At 37.3% G+C, this 26125-nt stretch carries 24 protein-coding genes and 1 riboswitch; of the genes, 18 read left to right on the top strand and 6 right to left on the bottom strand.

The genetic code is table 11. The annotated features are described in order from the left end of the window. The first annotated feature begins 121 nt into the window (after positions 1-121). Positions 122-368: riboswitch (cobalamin riboswitch) on the top strand. Between the two features lie 69 nt (positions 369-437). From ND812_RS00995 to ND812_RS01015, 5 genes are all read left to right on the top strand, one after another. Continuing rightward, positions 438-1070, top strand: coding sequence for a hypothetical protein (locus tag ND812_RS00995; protein ID WP_265373880.1), 633 nt, complete (start codon positions 438-440; stop codon positions 1068-1070). A gap of 40 nt (positions 1071-1110) precedes the next feature. Next, positions 1111-1962 carry an LIC_13355 family lipoprotein gene (locus ND812_RS01000; protein WP_265373881.1) on the top strand — a complete coding sequence of 284 codons (852 nt, stop codon included), beginning with the start codon at positions 1111-1113 and terminating at the stop codon, positions 1960-1962. A gap of 181 nt (positions 1963-2143) precedes the next feature. Continuing rightward, complete coding sequence (locus ND812_RS01005) at positions 2144-2878, top strand: class I SAM-dependent methyltransferase (protein ID WP_265373882.1); 735 nt, start codon at positions 2144-2146, stop codon at positions 2876-2878. A 12-nt stretch (positions 2879-2890) separates the two neighbouring features. Then, a complete protein-coding gene (locus tag ND812_RS01010; RefSeq protein WP_265373883.1) occupies positions 2891-3448 on the top strand; it encodes a slr1658 superfamily regulator in 558 nt (185 codons plus the stop codon). 13 nt (positions 3449-3461) lie between these two features. Next, the gene (locus ND812_RS01015) at positions 3462-3809 is read left to right on the top strand and encodes a slr1659 superfamily regulator (RefSeq protein ID WP_100725912.1); all 348 of its coding nucleotides are present in this window, start codon (positions 3462-3464) and stop codon (positions 3807-3809) included. Positions 3810-3828: 19 nt separating this feature from the next. Here ND812_RS01015 and ND812_RS01020 read toward each other — a convergent pair whose 3' ends face one another. Continuing rightward, positions 3829-4995, bottom strand: coding sequence for a GNAT family N-acetyltransferase (locus tag ND812_RS01020; RefSeq protein ID WP_265373884.1), 1167 nt, complete (start codon positions 4993-4995; stop codon positions 3829-3831). 257 nt (positions 4996-5252) lie between these two features. Between ND812_RS01020 and ND812_RS01025 the strand changes: the two genes are divergently transcribed. From ND812_RS01025 to ND812_RS01035, 3 genes are read left to right on the top strand one after another with little or no spacing between them, the layout of a single operon-like run. Further along, positions 5253-6626 carry a PP2C family protein-serine/threonine phosphatase gene (locus tag ND812_RS01025; protein ID WP_265373885.1) on the top strand — a complete coding sequence of 458 codons (1374 nt, stop codon included), beginning with the start codon at positions 5253-5255 and terminating at the stop codon, positions 6624-6626. A 6-nt stretch (positions 6627-6632) separates the two neighbouring features. Further along, positions 6633-7568 carry an adenylate/guanylate cyclase domain-containing protein gene (locus tag ND812_RS01030; protein ID WP_265373886.1) on the top strand — a complete coding sequence of 312 codons (936 nt, stop codon included), beginning with the start codon at positions 6633-6635 and terminating at the stop codon, positions 7566-7568. 31 nt (positions 7569-7599) lie between these two features. Then, positions 7600-8184, top strand: coding sequence for a DUF6272 family protein (locus ND812_RS01035; RefSeq protein ID WP_265373887.1), 585 nt, complete (start codon positions 7600-7602; stop codon positions 8182-8184). Here ND812_RS01035 and ND812_RS01040 read toward each other — a convergent pair. After that, entirely contained in the window at positions 8159-8845 is a 687-nt protein-coding gene (locus ND812_RS01040; protein ID WP_265373888.1) for a TetR/AcrR family transcriptional regulator, read from the bottom strand. The two genes, ND812_RS01035 and ND812_RS01040, sit on opposite strands and share 26 nt — an antisense overlap. A gap of 66 nt (positions 8846-8911) precedes the next feature. On the opposite strand from ND812_RS01040, the gene ND812_RS01045 reads away from it, so the two are divergent. Together ND812_RS01045 and ND812_RS01050 are read left to right on the top strand one after the other, a co-directional pair. Continuing rightward, complete coding sequence (locus ND812_RS01045; protein ID WP_265373889.1) at positions 8912-9835, top strand: hypothetical protein; 924 nt, start codon at positions 8912-8914, stop codon at positions 9833-9835. Continuing rightward, positions 9832-10257 carry an ABA4-like family protein gene (locus ND812_RS01050; protein WP_265373890.1) on the top strand — a complete coding sequence of 142 codons (426 nt, stop codon included), beginning with the start codon at positions 9832-9834 and terminating at the stop codon, positions 10255-10257. Before ND812_RS01045 ends, ND812_RS01050 begins: the two co-directional genes overlap by 4 nt. Here the strand turns inward: ND812_RS01050 and ND812_RS01055 are convergent. After that, positions 10254-11894 (bottom strand): ankyrin repeat domain-containing protein, encoded by a 1641-nt coding sequence (locus ND812_RS01055; RefSeq protein WP_265373891.1) that lies wholly within the window; start codon positions 11892-11894, stop codon positions 10254-10256. The two genes, ND812_RS01050 and ND812_RS01055, sit on opposite strands and share 4 nt — an antisense overlap. Before the next feature lie 86 nt (positions 11895-11980). Between ND812_RS01055 and ND812_RS01060 the strand changes: the two genes are divergently transcribed. The 5 genes from ND812_RS01060 (at position 11981) to ND812_RS01080 (ending at position 16220) form a co-directional block, all read left to right on the top strand. Then, entirely contained in the window at positions 11981-12808 is an 828-nt protein-coding gene (locus ND812_RS01060) for a hypothetical protein (RefSeq protein WP_265373892.1), read from the top strand. 55 nt (positions 12809-12863) lie between these two features. Continuing rightward, positions 12864-13886, top strand: coding sequence for a zinc-dependent alcohol dehydrogenase (locus ND812_RS01065; protein ID WP_265373893.1), 1023 nt, complete (start codon positions 12864-12866; stop codon positions 13884-13886). 2 nt (positions 13887-13888) lie between these two features. Then, positions 13889-14704, top strand: a complete 816-nt coding sequence (locus ND812_RS01070) for a DUF4846 domain-containing protein (protein ID WP_265373894.1) — start codon at positions 13889-13891, stop codon at positions 14702-14704. 81 nt (positions 14705-14785) lie between these two features. Continuing rightward, on the top strand, positions 14786-15376 hold the full coding sequence (locus ND812_RS01075) for an LOG family protein (RefSeq protein WP_265373895.1): 591 nt from the start codon (positions 14786-14788) through the stop codon (positions 15374-15376). Positions 15377-15407: 31 nt separating this feature from the next. Continuing rightward, positions 15408-16220, top strand: coding sequence for a hypothetical protein (locus tag ND812_RS01080; protein ID WP_265373896.1), 813 nt, complete (start codon positions 15408-15410; stop codon positions 16218-16220). 133 nt (positions 16221-16353) lie between these two features. On the opposite strand, the gene ND812_RS01085 is transcribed toward ND812_RS01080, so the two are convergent. Further along, positions 16354-17628, bottom strand: a complete 1275-nt coding sequence (locus ND812_RS01085; RefSeq protein WP_265373897.1) for an adenylate/guanylate cyclase domain-containing protein — start codon at positions 17626-17628, stop codon at positions 16354-16356. 571 nt (positions 17629-18199) lie between these two features. Between ND812_RS01085 and ND812_RS01090 the strand changes: the two genes are divergently transcribed. Then, on the top strand, positions 18200-19543 hold the full coding sequence (locus ND812_RS01090) for an adenylate/guanylate cyclase domain-containing protein (RefSeq protein ID WP_265373898.1): 1344 nt from the start codon (positions 18200-18202) through the stop codon (positions 19541-19543). A gap of 96 nt (positions 19544-19639) precedes the next feature. On the opposite strand, the gene ND812_RS01095 is transcribed toward ND812_RS01090, so the two are convergent. Next, positions 19640-21850, bottom strand: a complete 2211-nt coding sequence (locus tag ND812_RS01095; RefSeq protein ID WP_265373899.1) for a PAS domain S-box protein — start codon at positions 21848-21850, stop codon at positions 19640-19642. A 359-nt stretch (positions 21851-22209) separates the two neighbouring features. On the opposite strand from ND812_RS01095, the gene ND812_RS01100 reads away from it, so the two are divergent. Further along, on the top strand, positions 22210-23394 hold the full coding sequence (locus tag ND812_RS01100; protein ID WP_265373900.1) for a GAF domain-containing sensor histidine kinase: 1185 nt from the start codon (positions 22210-22212) through the stop codon (positions 23392-23394). Between the two features lie 97 nt (positions 23395-23491). On the opposite strand, the gene ND812_RS01105 is transcribed toward ND812_RS01100, so the two are convergent. Further along, a complete protein-coding gene (locus ND812_RS01105) occupies positions 23492-23857 on the bottom strand; it encodes a lipocalin family protein (RefSeq protein ID WP_265373901.1) in 366 nt (121 codons plus the stop codon). 691 nt (positions 23858-24548) lie between these two features. Between ND812_RS01105 and ND812_RS01110 the strand changes: the two genes are divergently transcribed. Further along, positions 24549-26114: a hypothetical protein gene (locus ND812_RS01110; protein WP_265373902.1), complete on the top strand. Its 1566-nt coding sequence runs from the start codon at positions 24549-24551 to the stop codon at positions 26112-26114. Positions 26115-26125 lie beyond the last annotated feature (11 nt).

The raw sequence follows: 26125 nt of genomic DNA on the forward strand, positions 1-26125 counted from the left end.
TCTAAAATTCCAATTTGGTTGCAAAAGAATCACAAAATCTTTGGCTACAATTTGAATACATTTCAGTTTCAATTTGTACGAAATATGTTAGTAGAAATCCTGGATTTAAAAATTTGACAATCCATAGCTTCACAAAAACCTGGAAAATACCTTCAGGGAGGAAACAGGTGTAAATCCTGTGCTGACCCGCAACTGTAATCCAAACAACTGTTTGGTGAGCCAGATCTTCCCCGTAAAGAATTCCTCGCGGAAATGGAACTTTACACACTGAATCCAAATGCCCACCATTTGGAGGAAAGGGGCCCCGAAGGCATCGGGGCACCCGAAACAAGATTTACAAGGATACTTTTCCATTTGGAGGATCACTCCAAAGGAATCACTCATTGTCTTTCATTGCTTAGGAGTTCCCTAAACTTTTTAAAATTTAGGAAACGTATATGAAACGAACACACTTACAAACGACAGTCTTGATTGGACTACTCTTCTCCTTTTCCTTCTGCCAAATGGAAAAACAAGTTCCGGAATCTGATTCACAAACAAATCTATTGGTTGGACTACTTGCAGGCAGTGCCTTATCAACTTCGTTTTTGTTAGAATACAATGGACAATGGAACGCAGGTTATACGTATGATGCAAATAAACAAGTGACTCAAGCTTCCTTAACGGGAAGGCTCATCATCGCGACAAATCCAGATGGTTCCGGTAGTATCATTTCAGGCTTTGAAAAAAACTCTGATTACTTTGGCGGTGGGGATACAACCTATCGAATTTTATCCTTCGATAAATCCACACGAAGAATGTATTACCAAAACACACCTGGAGGAAATAACTCTTCTAATTCCACTTTTGGTAGAATCGATTACACACCTGTGACAACTACTGGTTGTGAACTAAGTGCAGCTAGATGTTTTTATTTTTGTGAAGCAGTTTATGGAAAAGCAACCTTAGCAGAAGTTCAAAACAGTACGATCACAAGTAATGCAACGAATTACTCCACAAACGGTTGCGCTGGGTTTACATTTAACCGGGCACTTTCTAGAACCGAAAACTCAACTTGGACTGGACTTTAAATAGATTTTTTTTTAAACTGGAAAGGACACCACAACCAAGATGAAAACAAAACTAATTCATTTCCTCCTCATTCTATCCTGTTTGTGGACTTTCCATTGCAAACCTTCTCAGTCGTCGTCATCGGAGGAAAAATTGGCAGCACTCATTCCTTTACTTGGGGCAAGTGCCAATGCTTCTGTTTGTCCTAAATCAACACTCCCTTCCGACATATTCCTTGCCAATACGGTGGTCAGTGCCTCCGCCAATGTATCTGGATTTTCTGATCCGAAAAAAGCCATCAATGGAGTTTGTGGTGCTGGTGAACTAGTTGGGTCTCTTGATGTTTATGCATTAGAGACTACAGGGGCAGGTGCTACGATGGTTCTCAGTTGGGGAGGTAGAACTGTCAAAAATGTCCCAGACGCCACAGATTTTATTATTTATGATAATAGTTTTCGGATCTCTGGAGATACCAATACCTATGCCATGGATCCCTCTGTGATCCAAGTCTCCCGTGATGGATCCATTTATTGTGGTTTTAATCCAAGTTATACGGCCGGAAATATCAATCTAATTGCCAGCTGGACAAAGTTTGGTGGCCTAAGACCTGTGTACTTCAATATGACCACCAATCCCTTGTCAAACGAGGATTTATTTGTCAATACCGGCGGGTCTTTCCTTCTTGGTGGTGGGGACGGATTTGATTTGGATGATTTAGATCCAAGTGATCCAAACGATGTGAATTGTGATACAACTGCTGCCAACGATATCAAAACGAATGGGTTTAAATTCGTAAAAATCACATCCGCAAGTAATGTAATCAACCCAGCAACAAGTAGCAATTTCCCTTGGCCACCAGGCAGTTATAATGGAAGTGATATTGATGGGGTTGTTGCTCGCGAATTACAATAGGTACCAAAGCAATTATGTCAGATGGGTTCACTGTTCTGAACCATTTGTAAAAAACAGTCCAAAATAGTTCGTATTTCAGTTGACCAATTTTGAAAAAGAGTTCTTTATTTAGAACCACTCCTCTGGCGAATTCACTTTGAGCGAAAACCTTTATACACAAAAAATATCCATTCAGGATGAGATGCCCAGATTATCAGCACAGGCCAACCTCCTGAAGCTCCTGCTTGAGCCATATTTAGATTCCATCGAGTACCAAAAAGAAGTGGGTACGGCTCTGGATGCGGGAGCGGGTCCAGGTGTTCTCACCAGTTTTCTCATGAAGAAAAATCCAAACCTCAAATGGTCTGCTTGTGACATCTCCGAGGATATGGTCCAATACTGTAAGTTGGTGTATCCAAAAGTAGACTGGAAGGTCTCTGATGTTCGTTCATTGGATTACCCAGACAATCATTTTGATTTTATTTTTAATTCGATGGTTCTCATCCACATCAAAGAACCTGAAAAAGCTCTGAAAGAATTCTACCGAGTGTTAAAACCAGGCGGGAAGGTTCTCATCCATTGTCCAAATGACAAAACCTTTACTGGCCCACAGGTCCTTTTGGATATGGTTGCCAAACATGCAACCATCCACCCTGCTGACAGGTTTGTGATGGAAAAAATTCCGGGAATGATGGAATCTTTGGGTTTCCAATTGAAACATAGAACCGACTTTATCGCATCCAATGATGGCAATGATGACAAACCGACAGTCGAATACCCAAAAATTCATTTGGGAATGATGACAGGATGGTCTATGATGTCTTTTATGGGACATCCAGATGGGATGCAGGATTTATATTCCAAATTACAATCAGAATACATGTCCAATCGTGTGAAATTCACGATCAAATTAGAAACGCATTTGTACCAAAAATAAACGGAGGCAAAATTGAACCCTAAGGCACCCATCATCATCGGTGAATACCACATCATTCCAGAAAATTTGCCTGCGGATGGCCAACTGAGATTGGTATTCCAACCGATCGATATGACCACCTATTGGCGCCGATGTGGTCTCACAGCCAATTTCGTTGCAGGATTTTATTCGTATTGTTACGAAGCAAGTGAAACCAAAGCCAATTCACTTTCCACGATCATCAATGAACTTTTAGAAAATGCTTCTAAATTCTCTAAAGCAAGAGAAGGTAGAATCAATGTAGAATTAAAACAATATGGAAATCTTTTAAGAATTGATGTTTTAAATGTGGCGTCAAAAACCTTAAGAGATAGTTTTGAGCTTTTTGTGAACAAACTCATATCAGAAAACGTGGAGGAGATGTATTTTTCTACACTCGAAACCAAAGAAGATGGAGATACCAAGTCTGGACTTGGTCTTCTCATGATGTTAAAAGACTATCCTGTTCGTTTTGGTTATAGTTTCACTGAGATCGATGCCGATACTCATGAAATCACGGTAAGAGCAATTATCAACGTAGAAGAGATATAATAGGCGAAGCTTCATGGAAATCAAAGACTTAGATTACAATATTCAATACGACGAAGCCACTAAGACTGTCAAATTCACTGGATCTATCCGCTTGCAGAACTTACCCGCTTATGAACCTATCAAATTATTTTTAAGAGATGTAGCCAAACAATGCCAAGGGGCACTCCTCACGATGGACTTTCGCGAACTTCAATTTGTGAACAGTTCGGGGATCACTACCCTTTCCATGTTCATTATTGATTCTAGAAAAAGTGCTACGTACCAAATCAAAATCCAAGGATCCCTCAATGTTTCTTGGCAGTCAAAATCTCTCTCAAACTTCAAAAAACTTTGGGACCAAGTGGTTTTGGAAATTTCCTAAACCACAAACGTTTCACCATTTACCTCGAACTTCCGCCCATCTCGTACAACCTTCTAAATTCGAGCATGCGGCGGGACATTTCATTGAACCTCTCCGCTAAAATCACAAACAAGTTGGTCAGTAATTTTACCGCTAATGTGGGACTTTGGATTTCCAATTTTTGAAATTCATTGGGTGTGAGGATGAGAAGTTTCGCATGATCCCTTACAATGATATCAGCATTTCGATTGGACTTCGCTACAAAACCAAGTTCCCCAAAAATTTCACCTTGGTTTAAAATGGAGATGGTAGATCTAACTCCATCTTCTCTATTCACCACAACTTCTACACTTCCATCCAATACACAAAACAAACCTTGGCTTTCTTGGTTTTGGTGGAACACGACATCACCATCTTCGTAATCAATTAAATCAAGCATGGAGAGAAGTTTTTTAGATTCTTCCTCCGTAAACCCTCGTAAAAACGAGAGAAACTGGCTTGGAGGAAGCATCATATCATGAACAATATTTTGCCAAACTTCATCTCCTTCCATTGAGAAGAGAGGCCGAATGTCTTTGTATTCAGGGAACTTGGTTTCAAACAAATGAGCAAGTTCAGTTCCAGCAGGGAATCTCTTCGCCAAACGAAGGAATGGTGAATGAATTTGTTTTAAGTATTCATTATCGTCTAACAAGAATACCATGGGAATCACAATTCCATATTCAGGGTGGTGGATGTTTTTTTTGTACATCCGATATCCAACTTGGTTGTACAGTCGCACCAAATGTGGATTGGTATCAATAAAATCGATGACGATCCCATTTTCTCTAGCATGTTCATAAATCTTCATACAAAGCATACTCGCGGCTGCTGTATGACGGTATTCGCGTTTGACCATCAGTTTGGTCGACATGGAAACTTTGTCAGGGTAAAAGGGGCGGAAAAGATCCATTTCATATAAGTCTTCGCATTCCAAACTCCCATCCCTTCGGAAGTTGATACGAACGGTGCCGATGATCTCACCCTCTTCCGTTTCAGCGAGGAAAAGGTGGCCCGTTTCATCATACGGTTCTCTGATCATTTTGGTAGTATGGTCCGCATATTCCTGGACCCTGTTCATTTCTTGAACATAAATATCGTAGCGGAGGTGATAAATTTTATTACGATCTTCTTCCGTTGTTGCCAAATGGACTTTGATATGACTCATACGCGCCGTCCTCCTTAAAAATTTGAAAAATCATTTGCAATTTATGCAAAATGTATGACGTTATCAGTTAATTTTCCGCATTCTCTAGAACGAAATTTAAAGAAAGAAACCTTTACTCTATGCCGCAATCCTCTTCCAACGAAAATCGCTTCGTCCTCTCGGACTACTACAAGAAACAACTTAAAGAGATTGCCTTCCAGGGGGAATTTAGGGCCGAAACCTTCGCCACAAAATTCCGATTTTTTTTCCTGGGATTTTTGGTTATCTTTGCCACACTCGGACTACTTTCGGGTCGTCCTCCTGTAGAGTTTTATTACCAAATCTCTGCCATCTTAGTTTTACTCTGTTACAACTTCGTAGTTCTGTATTCATTAAAGAAGTCGGGTAAATATCTCAATATATTTAAATTCTCTTCATCTTTTTTAGAGATCACTCTCCTTACATTTGTTACAGGGTATACGGCTTACTCCCAAAAAAACCCAAGTCTTGTGTATGCAGCTCCGATGATTTATGTCTTCTTCATCCTCATCGCTCTTGCATCCATACGTAATAATACTAAGACTATCATCTTTGCAGTGATTGTACTCATTGTTGAGTATGCATCACTCACCATTTATTTTTATCCTGAGATGACTGACCTCAATGCAAAACTCATGGAGTTGTCACAGTATCTCAAACCAAACTTCTTAGAAGAAAATAGTTCCTTCTTTCTTGTCAGTGCAGTACCGATGGGAATTTTTCTCATCTTACTCTATATGGTTGTGACTGGTGGTTTGATTTTATACGCCATCCTCAACACATCCCGAACCACACAAGAACAAGCTGACTTAATTTTTAATACAGAAAAACAAGCCATCCTTGAAGAGAACATGCGCCTCGGTATGGAATTAGACGTAGCAAGGCAAATCCAAGCCATGGTACTTCCCCGTAATGAGGAATTAAAACAAATTGGTGAGTTAGAAATTTCAGCTAGGATGGACTCTGCAAACGAAGTGGGTGGAGACTATTATGATGTTGTCCACCATGAAGATGGAACGGTGTACATTGGTATTGGAGACGTAACAGACCATGGACTTGCTTCTGGTGTTGTGATGCTCATGACACAGTCCGCATTTATCACAACCTTACGATCTCAAGTGATTTCCTTGCGCGAATCACTTCGCTCCATCAACTCCATTTTGTTTTCTAACATCCATATGAGGATGAATGACATTCGTAACCTAACACTTTCATTATTTTCCTATAAAAATGGAGTGTTTACAACAGCTGGCCAACACGAAACCATCATGGTATACCGCCATGCTTCGAAAAAAACAGAAATCATCGATACTGTCGACAATGGAATGTTAGTTGGTCTAACAGAATCCATTGATGAATTCATTCATGAAAAACCCATTCCTTTACAACCAAAGGATATCATCTTACTCTATACAGATGGGGCAACAGAAGCAGAAAATCCAAAACGAGAACAGTTCGGATCCCATCGATTGATAGAATCCTTGGAAAAACATGCGGACCTACCATCAACGGATGAAATTTTAGCAGCTATCTTCCAAGACATTTATGTATTCATAGATGGAATGGATGTGTATGATGACATCACAATCATGATCATGAGGAAACGAGGCTAGGACTTTATGGACAATGAAAAAGTTTTGGAAGAGGAACGAGCCAAATACGCGGAGTTAGAAGTTCTCTACCAAAACATCATTGATCATTCTACAGAAATCGAGAACGAACTCTTAGAGAATAACAAAAAGATCCAAATGTATTTGGATCGTATGCGCCGTTACCTTTCACCTCAATTGTATGAGATGATCACAGGTGCAGAAGTGGAAACATCGATTTCCCACCAAAGGCGAAAACTCACTATCTTTTTCTCTGATATTGTTGGTTTTACTACCATTACAGATTCAATTGAACCAGAAATCCTTTCTGATTGTCTCAACCAATACTTGGATGTAATGTCAAGTATCGCTATTAAATACGGTGGAACCATCGATAAATTCATTGGTGATGCCATCATGATTTTTTTTGGTGCACCAACATTTGAAAACGACAAAGCTCATGCATTAAACTGTGTCAAAATGGCAATTGAAATGCGTGATAGTTTACCTGCGTTAGACGAGTATTGGAGAAAATCTGGTATCAACCACAACTTAACCTGTCGAATCGGAATCAATACAGGTTATGTGACTGTTGGTAATTTTGGAACAAACGAAAGGATGGATTACACCATCATTGGTGGTCCTGTGAATGTTGCTTCTCGTTTGGAACATGCATCAGAGGCAGGAGAAATATTGATTTCAAATGCAACCAAATCACTGATAGACGAATACATCGATACCATTCCCAAAGGGGAAATTGTTGTAAAGGGTGTTCACACTCCAATTGAAACGTTTCAGGTGATTGGACTCAAAGATGATAAAGATAAAAAGGACAATCCATTCTTAAAATTTGATGGAAAAGGTTTCCTTCTCAAACCATTACACTTTGACAAACTCAGCACAAACTCCGAAGAACGCCGATTAATGCAAAATGCATTAGAAAAAGCGCTTGCGGCATTGAAGTAATTCCGCTACATTTCTTAGTTGAACTACGAATATGCGAAAATATGGCAATCTAACTCACACTGCTTTTTCTGAAAAAGAACCAGAGTCCATTATAGAAATCCATTTAAAACCTTTGGATTTGATGCGATACTGGCGCCGTATTGGAATTCTCTCCGATTTTATCGGTTATTTCTATGGGTTTTCCTTTTTACCCAATGTACCAACCGATTCGATGGATATGAAAAATTCAGAGATTGTCAATTCGATCTCCACTGTATTCAACGAACTTTTGGAAAATGCAGCCAAGTATTCATATGATAAAAAAGCAGATATTGAAATTTCTCTGATCCATCGTGGAAAATCTTTTGAGATGTTAGTCCGAAACAAAACAAATGAATCAAATGTATCGGCTTATGAATCTAGTTTAAAAGAAATTTTTTCGGCAAAGGACTTAGAGAAATTGTACTTCCAAAAGATAGAATCCAATGACCCTGAGTCCAGTCGTTCAGGGATTGGTCTCATTATGGTATTAAAAGATTATCCTGTGGAAATGGAAGTGACTTTAGAATCGGAAGGTGATTCCACCATCATCACAAGTAGAATTGTTTACTTTACAGACGTGTCCCTTCAATCATAATTTCCAAAATCTGTAAAACTTCCTTTTGAAAGGACTTTTTTTCCTCTTCAGAAGATTGGATCGATTTCCATTTTCGTTCATTCAGTACGGCAAATCCATGTACTCCACTCCAAAAGCTCATCATGAGTGTTGCTGTTGGTACTGATTTTTTTAAGACCAATTGGTTTTGTCCATATTCAACAATTCGAAACATACCCATGTATGCTTCATTTCCACATTCTCGTAAATCGTCAGACAATGGATCGCCGGAAACATAAATTTCACCACCAAACATAAGTTCTGTTCTACGTGGGTTATTGAGTAATAAATAAATGTACTCTTCTCCAGCTTTTCGTACTTTTGTAAGTGGATCCTCCGAACTGTCCCAAGCCCGTTTCATCGCAAGTGCCAGTTCTCGAAAACCTTCAGCAACTAATGCTTGGAGTAGATCCATTTTTTTGGGAAAATGCCGGTAGGGGGCCGTATGGCTCACACCTAAGTCAGAAGCAATGTCCCTAAGACTTAGAGACGAAACTCCTGTTTTTTCTAAAACCTTCCGAGAGTGTTCTAATACTTCTTCTCGTAAATTCCCGTGGTGGTAACCTGCTGTTTGGGACGAAGAAGGTTTTGGAGTGGGAGTTTTCGTCTTTTTAGGTGTTGTTTGTTTTTTGAATGGTTTCATAAAATGTTTACAATGTATACTTTTTATGTTGACAGAGCCTACATCTAGGTTTACACTGTCTACATTATGGAATACACCAACATCAAAAGACAACCACTTTTTTGGAATGGAATCTCAATGGCAGTGCTCACGATAACCATGATTCCCCTGCTTTCATTAGATACAAGAACCCTTTTGGGGGTGAATCTTTGGATCAAACCGATCAAGTTCACTTTATCCTTAGGGATCTATTCGTTTTCAACCCTTTGGGTTATGGAACGATTTTTGGCAGATTGGAGGTTTAATCGAAAAACTCAAATTGCACTCACCATCACCTCTGCCATTGAAATTATCCTCATCACAGCGCAAGCAGCCAGAGGAGAAAATAGCCATTTTAATGTATCCAATACTTGGAACCAAATTGTGTTTTCTCTTATGGGAACCAGTATTTCCATATTTTGGCTTTTCCATTTGGGAATGATCCTACCCATCTTCAAACAAAAACAGATTCCAAAAGCAGTGAAAGAAAGTCTACTTTGGGGTCTTTTCATCGCTGGTTTTGGAATGATCATTGGTTTTTTTATGACAACTCCACGCCCAGAACAATTGGAACTGATGAAACAAGGAATTTACCAAACAAGTGGATCACATAACTTTGGGAAGGGGGAGGCAGGACAAGGCCTCTATTTTTTTGGTTGGAGTACGGTGATTGGTGACATGCGAGTCCCTCATTTTTTTGGAATGCATGTGATGCAAGTTTTGTTTGTATTGGCGGCTTTTCTTATGCCACTTACAGAAAGGAAAGAACATAGGATGATCATCCGTTTGATTGGAGTTTTTTTACTCATGTTGAATGGTCTGATGGTGGTTCAAACTTTGATGGGATACTCGATTTTTGGTTTCCACCGTTTTTTTACAGGTAGTTATGGTTTGATTGTTTTAGTTCTGACGACACTCTCCATTCGTCTTTTTTCCTCTCCAAAATTCTCTGTGACAAAGGTAACCACATGAACCAATCTCTTATGTTTACGATTGCAAATTCGATTGCACTCCTTTCCTGGATAGTATTAATCCTTACACCAAACCAAAATAAGGTGATACCATACCTTCGCGTTTTGATTTCGGGTCTAATTCTTGGAGGGTTATACATTTTTGCCCTCTCTCTAGGATTTGGAAAAGCAGAAGGGAATTTTTCGAGTTTAGAATCAGTGCGTTCTTTATTTACTAACGATACATTCCTGTTAGCTGGATGGGTGCATTATCTATCGTTTGATTTGTTTATCGGAACTTGGGAAGCAGAAGATGGAAAATCAATTGGAATCCATCGATTGTATCTTGTTCCCATTCATTTCCTCACTTTCTATTATGGTCCAGTGGGTCTTGTATTGTACTTAGTAGTTAAGGTGATCAAAACAAAACGATTTGGGTTTTAGCCACCATATACATCAAGGAGAGAAAGAACCCTTTGGTAACGGTTCTTTTTCTCTTCGTCTGATTCCAATTCCGCAATTTCTAAATTTTCAAAAGCTAAATCACGTCCCGTTTTTTCCTCTAAGTTTTTTCCATTTGCCTTTGCTCCCGATTCGAGTAATAAAGCTAGGACAGAAGAATTACCAAATTTACAAGCTTCGTGTAGTGCTGTACTGCCTATCTGATCCGCAATGTGAATATCAACACCTGCTTGGATGAGTCGTTTTGCCAAACTTGGTTCTCCAAAAACAGAACACCAATGAAGAGGTGACATTCCATTTACCGATTGTAAGTTTACCTGAGCACCACGTTTGATGAGTTCATCCATGAGTGCAGTTTTTTCTTGTAAACGTAGTTTGTTGTCTTGGCATAATTTGAAGATGGCAGATTCTCCATTAGCATCTAAAATATTGGGGTTTGCACCTCTTTCCAATAAACGCATACAAGATTTGAATTTAGAACGTACGAATGCCTCTTGTAATAACGTAAAACCAAGTGGATTGCGAATGGAATCTTTGATGATATAATCTAAGGATCCAACTGTTCTTACAAAAGAATCTAATAAATAAACATCATCTTCATCTAACCAATCCAAGGTTTTGTCTTCATTTTTTGATTCTAATTGATTTCCTAAGTTTAGGCGGTATTCCTCGGGAAATTTTGATTTGAGAATGGGTATGAAGATTGGTTCGGATTCTGAATGGCAAACAACATCATGGATGATGTGCCAATGGTTTGCATTTGGTTTTAACTTGTTGGAGATTAAAAAGATAAATGTTTCGTTCAGTTTACGCTGTGTGAGTTGGAATTTTGCTTGGATGTTTGTTTCTTTGAAATGTACTTCCGAAATTGTTGTTTGGTTTTCAGGCCAATGGTACATCACAAGTGTGAGTAATTCATCCTTTTCCTTTTCTGTTAAGGTTGGATAATGTTTTTGTAATAATAAAATATTACCAGACAACGCATAGATTTTTGATGCTAAATAACTTGTGATAAAATCGGGAAGTTCTTTGTTTGCTACACCATATTCATCAAACTCAATTTTATAAACATGGGTAGCTGTAAAACTACCATGCAAAAAGGTATTCCACTCATCAGAAATTGCTAAATACAATTTTCCATTAACAAGTGCATGGTCATAATCTTCCACAGTTAAGGAAAGTCTAACGGGAGCAGTGTTCACATTATGATTGATGATGATACTGAGAGTTTTGGAAGGTGTCGTTGTTGTGATATCATAATCAAAATTTTTTAAACGAACAATTTCAGGAAGTCCAGAAAGTGAAATCCGAACATCATCATCGTTTCCCTCTTCGTCTTTCAAAAAAACTAACTCTTCATTTGACCATTCCGAAACAAAGTTTGTGGTATACCTTCCAAATATTTGTCCTTGAAGGGTATGGTTGGGAATTTGACCTATAAAATTTAGATCAAATAACACGAGTGAGTCGGATCTTTCACCAGTGAGGTTCTTTCGAAAATCAAAATGGTTCCAAATGGAACATTTTTTACATCGGTATTTTCCTTTTTTGCCTTCCAGTTTGGATGAGGAAATGGAATGACCGCTGAGACAATTGGAGCAGGATAAAATCGTTTTCATATTTCGCTTGTTCCGATAAAGAATCTAAGAGACTTTACCATGATCAATCGAAAATTAGAACCTTTAAAACATTCAGGTAGGGATTCATGGGACAAAATCAATATTTAATCATAGGTGGTTCGGGGGAAGCCGGACAAAGTGCCATCCAAGCCATCCGCACCTCAGACCCAAATGCCTTTATCATTACATCCACAACAACAAATGAACCCGTGTCGAATGCAAATCTGACCTTATTTGGAAAACGAGCAGAACCTGGGCTTACAAATTCCATCTTAGAAGATTTTGAAAAACATGGTAGACCCAAACAGATTAAGGCTCTCATTTACACACCGGCACTTGGTGAGGTTGGTTTTCCCATTGAAGAAAGTACAAAGGAACAAATCAACAATACCTTAGGAATTTGTTTGGATCCCATGGTGAGTTTGGAAAAGGAATTTGCACCGGAGCTCACCGTCGCCTATTCAGCGTTTTATTGGCTAAGCCATACTCTTGCATTTTATGGATCCATGGGAATTGCAAAATACAAGGCCGATCTATGGGCAATAGAGAATCCATCAAAACGCCGTATTGTGAGAGCTGGGACATTTTTTTCTAAAAGTGTAAGAGGAATTTCGATCGTTTTACAAAGGACAATGAAAAAAACAAACCACCCTGACCTTCTAAAACTTAAAAACAAATTTGAATCATCTAACGAGAAGTTTATGGACTTTTTCCTATCCTATGCTTGGGAACACGAAAAAGAATCCTTTCAAAGCCAATTCGGCACTGCTTACAGACCCACCGTAAGAGAAGACCTTACACGTGGACTCGTAAAAGCACTACAAACTAAATCACCAATTGTCACTGTCCTTGGTGATTGGACTTGGGAAGAAACCGGGATGCCAAAATTGCCAAACTGGTTCCAACAATTTTAGTTGCCAAATTTTGAGAAAAGTTCAAAAGTAGACCGTTCGGTATACGGAGCTTCAAATGTTAAGACTAGTCTTTCGGAAAAAAGGGATCCTTGAATGGGAAGAAGTAGAAACCCCTACCATCACAGGTGAAAACCAAGCACTTGTAGAACCCATCGCCATTGCTCGTTGTGATTTGGATTTACCCATCGTACGAGGAGAAACATTATTCCGTGCACCGTTCCCCGTAGGACACGAGTTTGTTGGTCGGATCAAATCTCTATCGGACGATATCAGTGGACAATTCCAAATTGGATCAGTGGTTGCAATTCCTTTCCAAATCTCCTGTGGGACATGTCCATCGTGTTTATCGATACATACCAATTCATGTGAATCGGTTCCTTATACATCCGCCTATGGAATGACACCTGGTGTCCACAATGTAGGTGGTGCAATATCGGAACTTATCAAAGTTCCTTACGCAAAACAAATGTTACTTCCTATGGATCCTAACATCAATCCAGTGGGCATTGCGAGTCTGAGTGATAATATTGCCGAAGTTTGGAAGTTAGCTGGTCGATTTATAGAACGAAAAAAAGATCCTAAAACACTCGTAGTTGGTGGGAACGCGGGGAGCATTGGACTTTACACGGCTCTTTACCTCCACCAAACAAAAAAAGCCGAAGTATTGTATGTGGACACTGACCGTAGTAGGATTGAACTTGCCACATCTCTTGGAATCCCTGTTACACATGTAACTACGTTTCCAAAACCTAGTGAAAAGTTTGATTTGGTTTGCGATGCGTCTGCCACAAAAGAAGGTTGGGAATTTGCCACTCGTTCCATGGGAAAAAATGCTATCCTAAGTTCGGCATCGATCTTTTGGACCAATCGTTTTGAAATTCCGTATTTGGAGATGTACAACCAAGGTGCGGAAATCCATATCGGCAGAGTGGAGTCACTCGATTCCATGAAAGCACTTTACCCCGAAATCCAAAATGGAATGTTTACACCTGAAAAAATTGTCACAAAAATTGTTTCCTTTTCAGAGGCAAAAGAAGCATGGTTGGAAGAATCAATCAAACTGGTGGTAACTCGTTGAGATTGGAATTTGGACTAAAATTCAATTTAGATTTGCGATACGGATTTTGTTTCCTTATCCCTTTTCTTTTAGTTTCACCAATTTTTTCCGAATCCATACAAGAACGTTTCACGCCACCTAACGGATACAGTCGAATCACTTACCCAAAAGAAAGTTTTTCTACTTACCTACAAAACTTTCCATTAAAACCAAAAGGAAGCCCTGTATTTTTGTACAATGGAAATAAAAAACAAAACCAAGTCCATGAAGCTGTGTTAGATTTTCCCTTACTGGAAACAGACCTCATCCAATGTGCTGATGCGGTCATGAAACTTCGGGCAGAGTATCTATATTCGCGAAAGGAATGGGGAAAAATCAAATTTACCATCAGCAATGGAATGTTAGTTCCCTTTTCTAGATTTGCAAAAGGTGACCGAGTGGTCGTGAAGGGAAATAAAACCAGTTGGAAAGAAGGGATCGCAAAAAAAGGAACAAACCGCGATGTGTTCGAAACATATTTACAATTTATTTATAGTTATGCGGGAACTATCTCACTCAAATCTGAACTTAAGAAAAAACAACTCCAAGATTTGGAACCAGGGGATGTATGGATCCAAGCAGGTTCACCAGGGCATGTTGTGATGGTTGTAGACAAAGTCCAATCAACAGATGGGAACACCTTATTTTTGTTAGCACAAAGTTATATGCCTTCCCAGGAAATGCATATCTTAAAAAATGATACAACCAAATCTCCATGGTTTGCCTTACCGCAAGGGGATTCTTTTCCAACACCTGAATGGGAATTTATGGCCAAGGCTTTTTACGGTTTTCACAAATAATCTGACTCCTTTCCCAGTTTCAGATTCTAAATTTCAGTTTTCACTTTGCAATTCCTATGGAACTTCTACATTGTCTTTCAGATGGCTCTGATACAAAACATCGCAATTTACTGTGGTTCCTCTTCTGGCCTTGACCCTTCCTATCACAAGGAAGCTTACTTTTTGGGTGAAATCCTAGCAAAACACCAAATGGGAATTGTGTATGGTGGTGCGAGTGTGGGACTTATGGGAGCTGTGGCAAACGGTTGTTTGGAGAACCATGGCAAGGTCATTGGTGTGATCCCAACATTTCTGAAACGAAAGGAAATCGAACATATCGGACTTTCAGAACTCATCCAAGTGGAATCGATGCACGAAAGGAAACAAATTATGTTTGATCGTTCTGATGCCTTTCTTGTGTTACCTGGTGGTTTTGGAACCATGGAAGAATTTTTTGAAGTGGTCACATGGTCACAACTGGGACTTCACAATAAACCCATTGTATTATTGAATTGGAATGGGTTTTATGACTCACTTGTCCAAATGTTCCATACGATGGTGGATTCTGGATTTTTGAAAAAGGAAAATATGGATCTCGTAATTGTCCTAAGGGAAACCAAAGACCTACTCACTCATTTGCAGAACTATTCTCCGTCTAAGACAGAGAAATGGTTGTCGAAAGATACCATTTAATGAAGATTCATCGGGAAGGAAACCTAAGTTTATGTTCTCTTGGTCGCATTCAAAACAGACTCTAAAATTACCTGTGGTCATCATCGGGATTTCCGTTTCGATCGGACTCATTCCTTCTCTTTTTGCGAACCCTGACCATTATGATGGAGACATTCACTACTATGATACGGTTGGCCAAAATCGTCAAAGGCCACAACAAAGACCACACCCAGATCTACATGTTCCTTCAGTTCCCGTAAAACAAGATATCACAGTCTTTTCCAATGGACCTACGGATAAAACTGCTTACCCTTATATCCAAACAACGATTAACTTTGTGGAAGGCCATTTGTCCTTTAAAGCATTTTTATCCGATAGCTCAGAAGTTTCGTATTCCACAAGAGGGGAACATATTCGTTACTCCAAATGTTTCGGTGATATTTGTATGATTGTTTCTCAAAAAAACCTGTTAGGTGTGAGTAATACAAGCACCGAATGGGAAAAGGGCCATATCTTTGGCGAAGAACGATACCAAGTTGCCATGGGTCATAAAGCGGCACTTGTAGCTAGTGAGCGCAAACTCTACATTTACAACAGTTATACGAACCATTGGGATACCATTAGCCTCGAACAAGAAAGCCTTCGTGCTTTTGCCAATCTCCATGAGAAAGTGGCTATCATCACAACACGCCGTATCCTTGTGATGGATTTACCCACCGAGATGCAATTCGAACAGAATTTATTACTAAGAAGTATTTCACAATTTGAAATGCGAGATGGATTTATTAATTTTTATGCAGGAAGTAAACTTTGGATGTTTCGCCACCAAACAGAAGCATTCGAAGAAGTGGATTTAATGGATTAACTTAGAGTATCTCCGATTAAACTTATGAAAAATCTTATTTTTCCTTCTCTTCAAAAATCCTGAAGTAGTGAAAAAACTCTGAATCGAATTAAAAAATGAATTCTAATTTCTTCGATCAAACACTATATTACTGTTATAGTAAAGCATAAACTCTTACGGGTTTTTCTTTACCTTTTACATGGGTTTCTCCTAGCAATTCTACGGAGGAGGGCACCAAGGAAGATGCAACCGATTCGGATAGAATCACATCACGTCCGTATTCTTTAGTTAATTGTTCTAAACGACTAGCCAAGTTTACAACATCTCCAATGACAGTGTATTCTTTCCGATCTCGAGATCCTACAGTTCCAGTGACAACTTCCCCACTATGGATTCCCATTCCGATTTTAATCGCAGGAATTTCTTTTTGTTCCACCAAACTTTGAATACATTTTCGAATTTCCTTTGCAGCTCTCGCGCAAGATTGGATGTCAGCTCCATTGGAAATTGGGGCACCAAATACTGCCATAAAACCATCTCCAAGAAATTTATTTACTATTCCCCCATTTTGGTTAATGCATATGATTACATCTTGAAAAAGTCGATTTAAAAATTGGATTAAGTCTGTAGGTTTTTGAGTCTCTGCAAATTTTGTAAAATCACGTATATCAAAGAATAAAATACAAACGTGTTTTTCTTCACCATTCCAATCATCTCTTTGGTGCAATAATGTATTCACTACCTCTGGAGATACATGTTGTCCAAACAAAACACGGATTTGATTTTTTTCTGATTCTGCCGCCAAACTATTGATAAAACTATTTCGAATTTGTCTCGAAACAAAAGCTGATAAAAATCCACCGACTAAAAAAATATTCGCCTTACCAAAGTAAATTGGGAATGAATATAATAATGGATCCACTGCTCCTGGTTTTGTATTTTGAAGAAAATAATAAACAATTCCTAAATATTCTGCCCAAGATACAAATCCTATAAAAATAGCTAAACCAATATCCAAACGTAACGTAGCTAAAATGATGAAGAAAAAATATGCAAGCTCGGGAGGAGAGTTGAGTGCTAAGATTGGTATTTCCAAATTGATTCCCAAATATAACAAGAGTCCAGAGGGAATACTACTCTCTACTAGGGCGCCTACATAACGAATCGAGATAGGCGGAATTCTACCATCACGTATATTGGAGTCCAAAATTCTTAAAAGTATATATGCATATAAGGTATTAAAAAGAAAATAAACTGGAGGAACCCAAATTGGGAATGGCTGTACATTCTTACTTAATAGATCGTCTCGGATAAAGAGCACTTGGAATATTAATGCTACGGCTCCAGAGAGGAAAAGCCAAAATAGCGCTTTGGCACGTTTGCGTTCTGATTTTAAGATTTCAAATAAGAGAACTCTACTCGATTCCATGATCTCAATTTCGGACGTGCGGATAAGTTGGAAATAAAAAATTAATATGTTTTTAACTTGTTTAGAGTTAGGAAATTTTTAGTTCCTAATTCACTCCAACTCCTTTGCCATTTTTGTGGTAACAAAAAGTTGAGATTTATCGGAATAATTTAAAGATTTGTTTTGAATTGGTTTTTACATCAACTAACAAAAGTTCCAAATTTTGAAACCAGTCTGTAAAAATTACTATAAAAATGTGAGTGGAAATCCTTGAGTCTTCGAAAGTCTTCGATCGATTCCCCACACCTGTAACAGATCAATCTCCAATTTAAGATCAGAAAACTTTGGTTGACAATTTGAAAAAACTAACTCAGGTAATATTGTTTTTGACTTTGGAAACACTGCACAGTTTAAGTAAGGTAAAACTATCAATTTTCTAAATCAAAAATGGAAAATTTTATATTCGGTTTCTTATTTTTATCTAGCAAAGAAAACAATCAAAAGAGTTGTTTACTAATAGGAAATGTAAAACCGTTTGGAGAAAATTCCAAAATTCGAATACTCGCAACTCTATTTCAAAAGGTAAAACCAAATGTTTGATCTCTCATTTTTAGAACCAGAAAGGAAAACTTTAAAAATAAAACGTTCAGGCGATACCATATTAGAAACCGCAATCGCAAATAATTTTCCGCTATATCATTTATGTGGCGGAAATGCGCGATGCACAACTTGTCGTGTTTTTGTTTCGGATGGGCTGGCTTTTCTTAGTGAAAGGAATGAAAGAGAAAAAACAATTGCCGATCGGAAAGGTTGGCCTAAAGAAATTCGTTTGTCATGCCAAACAGAAATTTTTGGAAACGTCGACGTCCAAAGGATCATTCGCGATGAAGAAGATCTTAAGAACATAACTTCCGAAACAAAAAATTCTAAAACAGGCGAAGAGTGTTATGCGACAATTTTATTTTTAGACATTAAAGGTTTTACTTCTTTTACAGAGTCAAGTTTAGCATATGATGTTGTATTTGTTCTCAATCGATTTTTCCAAGAGATGAGTGATCCAATCCTTAACAATGGTGGATTTATCGATAAGTTCATCGGGGACGGTATCCTTGCTTATTTCTTTTTAGACAAAACAAAATTACAAACATCACAACTTACATTGGAAGATGCAAAAAGACAAATGTTTGTCCAAGCATTACGTGCTTGTTTTCGCATGTTTGACCAACTTCAAAAATTCAATGCTTATGTAAAAGAACGTTTCCACCATGAGTTTGAAATTCGTTTGGGATTGCATGCAGGTCAGGTGATATACGGTGATATAGGTCATTCGGATCACAAATCACAAACCGTACTGGGAGATACCGTCAACGTGGCCTCGAGATTGGAAGCTCTGAACAAAAAAACGGGAACAAAATTTTTAATCTCTGACGAAATTTACCAATTCGTTTCTGACAAAATCCAAATCGACAAAAAGATTCTTACAAAACTCAGAGGAAAAACGGAAAGGATGGCCGTTTACTCTGTATTAGGTTTTAAAGAAAAAGATCAAATCTTAGAATTACAACGATCTCTAGAATTGGCGGTTCAACTGAATCCAAATTTAGCTCGGGATTTTTATATTCACTTTCTCGATACCAAACCAGAGTTCCAAAAATTTTTCCAAAATACGGATATGGAATCCCAAGCCAAAAAGTTACTGGCTATGTTTGGAAAAACAATTGAAAAATTTGGAAATTTGAACCAGAACCATATCGAACTTCAAAATTTAGGGAAAATGCATGAAGAGATGGGAATTCAGGTAACTGATTTTGCAAAAATAGCACCAAGCCTTCTCTATGCCTTAGAAAAAAGTTTAGGAGATCGATGGAGTGCAGAATTGAAGTCAATTTGGGAGACGGCTTTAGGATCGTTAGTTAGGTTGATGGGAAAGAAATAAAAGGAATGATTATATTACTTCGCAGAGATCAAATAACTATACAATAAGATAAATATGAGGTAACCTTTTGCAAGTTAATAAAATAGTTTGGCCATTTTAAACATTAGTTCTTTGTATCTTTGGAAAGAAAAGAAGGAAACTTGTTCCTTTGTCAACTTGACTCTCTACTTCAATTTTTCCACCTAAGGATTCAAGTTGGTATTTTGTTAGAAAAAGACCCATGCCCTTCCCTTCTATATTAGGATGGAACCTTGAATTCATTTTGAACATTTTATTTCGATATTTTTCCAAATCGATTCCAATACCATTATCAGTGATTGTTAGAATGATAAACTCATCGGATTCATTCGCTTCGATTCGGATAAACCCAATACTTTTGTCAGCTATGTATTTAAATGCATTGGATAAAACATTATTAATGATGCTTTCAAAATAAACTGGTATGGTAAAAATGAATAAGTCTTTTGGAATGATTACGTCTACTTTAGTTTGATTCGATTTATCAGAAACATATAACAAAAGTTGATTTTGAATTTCTTTTTGAAGGTGTATTTCTTTTTTTACGAGCGAATGGGAATCCTTCTCAATTGTTAGCAATTCATTTAAGTTTTTCATCATATGATCCAACTGTTGTGCGGAAGATTCGACCATCTGGACTAAAACTTGATCACTTGGATCATCTTTTAGTAAATTACATAAACTTAATATATTTGCAATTGGTGCCCTAAGGTTATGAGAAGTGATATAAGTATACTCTCTTAACCTTTCATTCTGTCTATTGGTGACTTGAACTAAAGTTTCTAGTTCTTTATTTTTTGCGACGAGATCTGATATATTACGATTGTAAATAACAATCCCATCGGTAGTAGGCAAAACGATGTGATGGAAATGACCAGGCGTATAATATCCGTCAGGAATTATATAGTCTTGTTCAAGCGGTTGTTTTGTCAGAAAAACTTGTTTATACTGCTCAAAAAAGCCATTTTCTAAATTGATCGGATATAGTTCACAAATTCTTTTTCCAATCAGTTCTTCTTTTGGGACTCCTAAGTTGTTTGCCCCTTTCTCATTCATTTCGTTAAAAACGAAATCAATGATCGTTCCATGCACGTCTTTCACTACCGATAAAAAATAAATGGATTCAAGAGAAGCCTCTAATGATGCTTTGAATCGTTCGTTACTTTCTTTGAGCTTAGTTTCAACTTCCTTTTCAATGGTAATATTTTTAGATGCTCCAATCAATTTGGATAAGTTACCAAACTCGTCATACAATGGTTTGCTATAATCTCTAATCCATATAACTTCATCACTTTTTGCAAAAACCCGGTATTCGGAAACACCAACTTGACCTTGGAGAATTTCAGAAACACGATTTCCAACGATACCTAAGTCATCTGGATGAATGATTTTGATCCATCCCCCGAGAATTAGAATATCCTCAACTGTATACCCAATTATTTTTGAGAGATTTCCTGAGCTCCAATCAGCAATGATTTCTCCTTCAATGATTTTTGCAGTATAAACATAATCAGATGTAATCTCCGTGATTAATTTTAATTTTCCCAAGATGTCTTCAGAATCGGTAATATCTCGTGCAACCGCTACAAGTTCGTTGATATTTCCGTACTGATCTCGGATCGGAGTTTTGACGGTATTAAAATAACGGACTAAACCATCTTTACCTAAATGAGGTTCTTTTTCTATTTTAAATTGTTTGCCTTCTTGAAAAACAAAAGAATCGATTTTGTGATACTCTTCAATGAATTCTTGTTTGTTTTCTGGAATATCATACCTGCCTATGACATCTGCTTTTTTGATACCTAGGTAATCAGCACAGGCCTTGTTCACATAGGTCATTTTAAAATTAGTATCTTTACAGAAAATAAAATCAGAGATGGAATCGAGTATCTGCGAATAATAATTTTCTGTTTCACGGATCGTATCGGATATACTTTTGAGATTTGAATTTTCTAAAAAGCTAAAAATAATGTATTGAATCTCATTCGAAAAAGATTTCGAAATATTAAATTGGGCCACAACATTCATTATCGATTTGTTTTTTTTAACTGCTTGCAGTTCTCCAAAATAAGAACCAGTTTTTGAAAGAGAAACGATCACATTGTTTTCATAATCAGAGGGTATCCAAAACTCATTTGCAAATCTACCGACTACTTCTTCTTTCGATGTATATCCTAAAAAATGTAGAAATGCATTGTTAATAAAAACGATTTTACCAAGTGGTTCTGAAATCGCAATGGCGCTTATAGATTCATCCACAGCTTTTTCGATGATTGATTTTATATCCATCTCTCAGTCCTCTTGTGATCCTTGCCTCAAAAAAAGTAAATCAATTCAACTTAAAAAATAGCCACTGTTTGCGCATTGAAAATCCATGTCCCGTTTCCTATAAAAACACAAAGCTTGCATAATCTGAATTTTGCCATTGAGCCAAGACGAAAATGAAGTTTCAGATGGGAAACGCAAATAGAGATACACATCAAAGTATTTTTTAAGAAAAAATACTTGGGTGATTTGATTCACTCAATAAATTCGATGAAAAACATTTAAATGTCAAATCCAAATGAAAACCAAAGTGCGATATTTATTAATTTATTTCCTGGTTTCTTTGGTCTATTTTGAAACGTGAATTTATTAGGAATCAATCCATGCAAACAATTCCCAAAAATGAAATCCCTCGCTTACTACAATTAGCAGATTTAAACTTAGATTATGTTTCCTTAAAAGAGGAATTTAATGGACTCGCGGAATTGGCTGCAAAGATCACTGGAACACCTATTTCCCATATCAATCTGATTGATGCATTACACCAGTGGACAATTGGTGATTTTGGATTTCCCTCTACTCTGACTCCAAGAGAAGAAACTGTTTGCCAATTTACCATCTTAAACAATTCACATCTAGAAGTAAAAGACCTAAGGTCAGACCCGAGGTTCAAAGAGAAAGGATTTGTCACTCAAAGTCCTTACTTTAAATACTATTACGGAATTCCAATTGATTTAAAAGGATATAATATAGGATCCATCTGCGTAATCGATACAGAAGATAATTCAATTTCTCCTGATAAAATCAAACTCTTAGAAATCATCGCCGAAGAAGTGACGCTTCGTATCAAACTCAAAAACACTATTCACCAAATTACCGAGAAAAATCTCAAATTATGGAAAAATTATAAAATTTTAGCACATGATATCCGAGGACCCATCGGTGGTATATCGGGATTGGCTGATATCATCCTCCAAGAAGAAGAAATAGACATGATGGAATATCTTTCGAATATGAAATTGATAAAGGAAAGTAGTGATTCTGTATTAAATTTGGTAAATGATCTAATGAGTGAATTTACGGATGAAGGTACATCTAACAATGATATCACGATAAAGGAATTTTCCGAACAATTATTAAGTTTGTTTTATGCGCAGGCACAAACGAAACAAATCAGTATCAATTTCAATATAAATCCAAATTTATACAGAACAAAAATTCCAAAAAATAAATTCTTTCAAATGATTGGAAACTTAGTTTCGAATTCAATCAAGTTTTCACCGATAAAAAGTGAGATACAGATTCATTTTGATATCCTGAATTCCGTCAATCAATCAGCCGTTATACGCATTAAAGATTTTGGAATTGGAATGACAACAGAGCAAATCAACGAAATATTTTTAGACAACACAAATTCAACATTAGGGACAGCGGGCGAAGTGGGATACGGATTTGGAATCAAATTCGTGAAATTACTTGTCGATGAATTGAAGGGAACCTTTTCAGTCACTTCAGATTTAGGAAAGGGATGTGAATTTCTCATCAACCTGCCCATTGAAAGTTCTTAAGCAATGCGGGAAAAAGGCAATAGCTCGCATCTATACATTTCCGTATTCCGCTTCAATTGCTTAGGTGAGGAATTGAGCTGATTGAACGTTTCTATTTTTACTTTCTGGAATGCTCCACAAAAATCAGTTTGGAAGTATCAAAACCAAGAGAGTAAGCCTTGACAAAAAGGTCGTCGGTGATTTTTTTCGAAATCTCCGGAGTCCTTGCCAAAATCCAGAGATAAGACTTGTTGGGACCGCAGACAAGGGCATAACTGTAATTGATTTTATCAAGTGCAATAATATTGTAGGTCCCATAAAACGGCCCAAAGAATGAAACTTTGAGTAAACCTTTGTCAGTCGTATCCTGAAAGAAGGCTTTCCCCTCAATTTCTTTCCATTCCTGATTGAGTTGATCATACCCACGATTTATGACTTTTACTCCGCCATCGATGCGTTTTGAATATTGAGCGGTGACATCCACAAGCCCCCTTAGTGGTCAAGCCTTGCTACCTCGTACCACTTCCCAAGATACTTCTCAAGCTCAAAGCCCTTCACGGTACCAACACCTTCAGGGACTGACAAACACCCAGTAAATAGCAAAGATAATAACAAAAAAAACTTCTTCATTTGAATACTCCGTACATATATAAGACGAATCATGATTCAATCCCAGACACGATTTACTAGCTTCTTATTGTGAGAATTGTGCCAACACTTCCTGAGCTAACCATTGAATTGGTGTCCAAGTTGTTTCTGTATTTCCATCAAGGGTATAACGCGTTACGAGTATTGAGTTTTTTTTAAGTTTTGGATCTTTGTAGCTTTCAAGGAAAGCAATCGGTAGAAGTAAGTAGTGCCGTACAAAGAACGTGGTTGGCATTCGGTTCATTGATATGGATGAATAATGGATTTGTATTTATCGTTGTCATTGAGAATGACGACCGAAATTTTTGATGATTCACCGAGAACAGCAATGTATTTTTTCTGAGTTGGTGACCGATTCATTCTGGACTTCTAGAGATTCCATCCTCTCGGATTCGAAAATTGCGAGTGTTTGTTGATCCAGATTCTTCTTTATGGAATAAAATGAATTGCAGATCCAAAGAATATAAATTTAAGTTTCAACTGATCATCAAAATGAAACTAAAATCTGAGACGATTGTACTACGATCATGACATTCCGATTAATGAATGAAAAAAAAATTGTTCTTTTGCTCATTGTTTTTTCCACTTTTGTTTCGTTTTTCATCGGAATCTTCCAAATCCATAAAATTCATAAAAAAAATCTGATCGAATTAAACATGGAAGTAAATCCACAATCGTTTAACGGTTTTGATTTCCATTTTTACGGTGATGCTGGATTTAAATGGATCCAAATCCAAGATTTAAAAGCTAAAAATTTTAGAGATATTACCTGTTCCTATCCTGGGAAAAAATTTGATCCAAATTTTGTTCAGACTAAAAAATCAGGTGTGATCACAATTCAAAACGACTCCTGTTATTATCTATTTCCATACGTACTTTCTTATATTATGTATTTACCAACGATTTTCAGTGGGCAAATTGGAATCGTCGTTTTCCAACACATACTTGTTGCCTTCATGCTGTATTGGATGTATCAAATTGGAAAAATCCTCCAGTTAGATTTTTGGAAAATTTTACTTTCGATGGTCCTAATTCGATTTGGAACTTCCTATGGAACAGCAGTTTTTGATTTAGAAGAACATATACTGACAGGTTTTATATTCCTCTTTGCTATTTATAGGTTATTATTAAAACCTAACAAACACCAAATTTGGATGAGTGGTTTTTTCATTGGACTTCTCTTTTTATTCAGACCAGAAACATGTGTGAATTTATTGGTGTATCCATTGGCAATTTACAATCTTTCGGTGGATCGAATCAAAAAACCAATGAACCAAGTGATGATTGCAATCTTTGGAATCATTTCCAGTATTCTTCCTATATTGATACTCAACCAAGTATTGGTACACCATCCACTTGGGATTAAAGCATTTGATCCCATACACTATGTTTCGATTGGAGAAAGAATTTCAGGTCTCATTCGAAATTTATTTTTTTATTCTCCATTTTACTTTAACCCTCTATTGTTTCAAATGCCAATTTTGGTATTTACTTTGTTTCAGTTCCGTTTCCATCGTTATCAAAAGGAAAGGTCTGAAATTAAATTTCTGTATACCTTCCTTTGGGCTCTTCCCATTTTATTACTTGTTTCACCCACATCGGCAACGTATTATTTAGGATTACGATTTGCCTATTTTTTATATCCAATTTTAGTCATTTTGATTTTCCATACGGTGCATCTAGATACATTAATTAAAAAAATCGGATTCGGTTTTCTTTATGGTTGGAGTATTGTCACTTTCCTCATGAGTTTCAATTTTTCCTTTTTAATCTATAAGGGTTATGATTTAAACTACACGTTATTAAAACAAAATAAAACTGAACTTGTTTTTGTCCGTGATATGGGAGCTCTGATGAGTCTATCCGATTTGTATCTGTCAGGTAAAAGTATATTTGCCTTTGAAGACAAATCGTTCCTCGAAATGATCCAAGAAGTTGGTAAACATCACCCTGGTACTGAGATCAGCATCATCCAAAGTAAATATTCTGGTGAGCCAATTCCATTGACTCAAATTGCAAACAAGTACATTCTAAAATCAAAATTTGAAAATCCAAGCATAACCATTGATCAGTATGCCCCAATCAAACAATGAAGATTCACTCC

The sequence above is a fragment of the Leptospira limi genome, assembly GCF_026151395.1.
Lineage (GTDB): Bacteria > Spirochaetota > Leptospiria > Leptospirales > Leptospiraceae > Leptospira_A > Leptospira_A limi.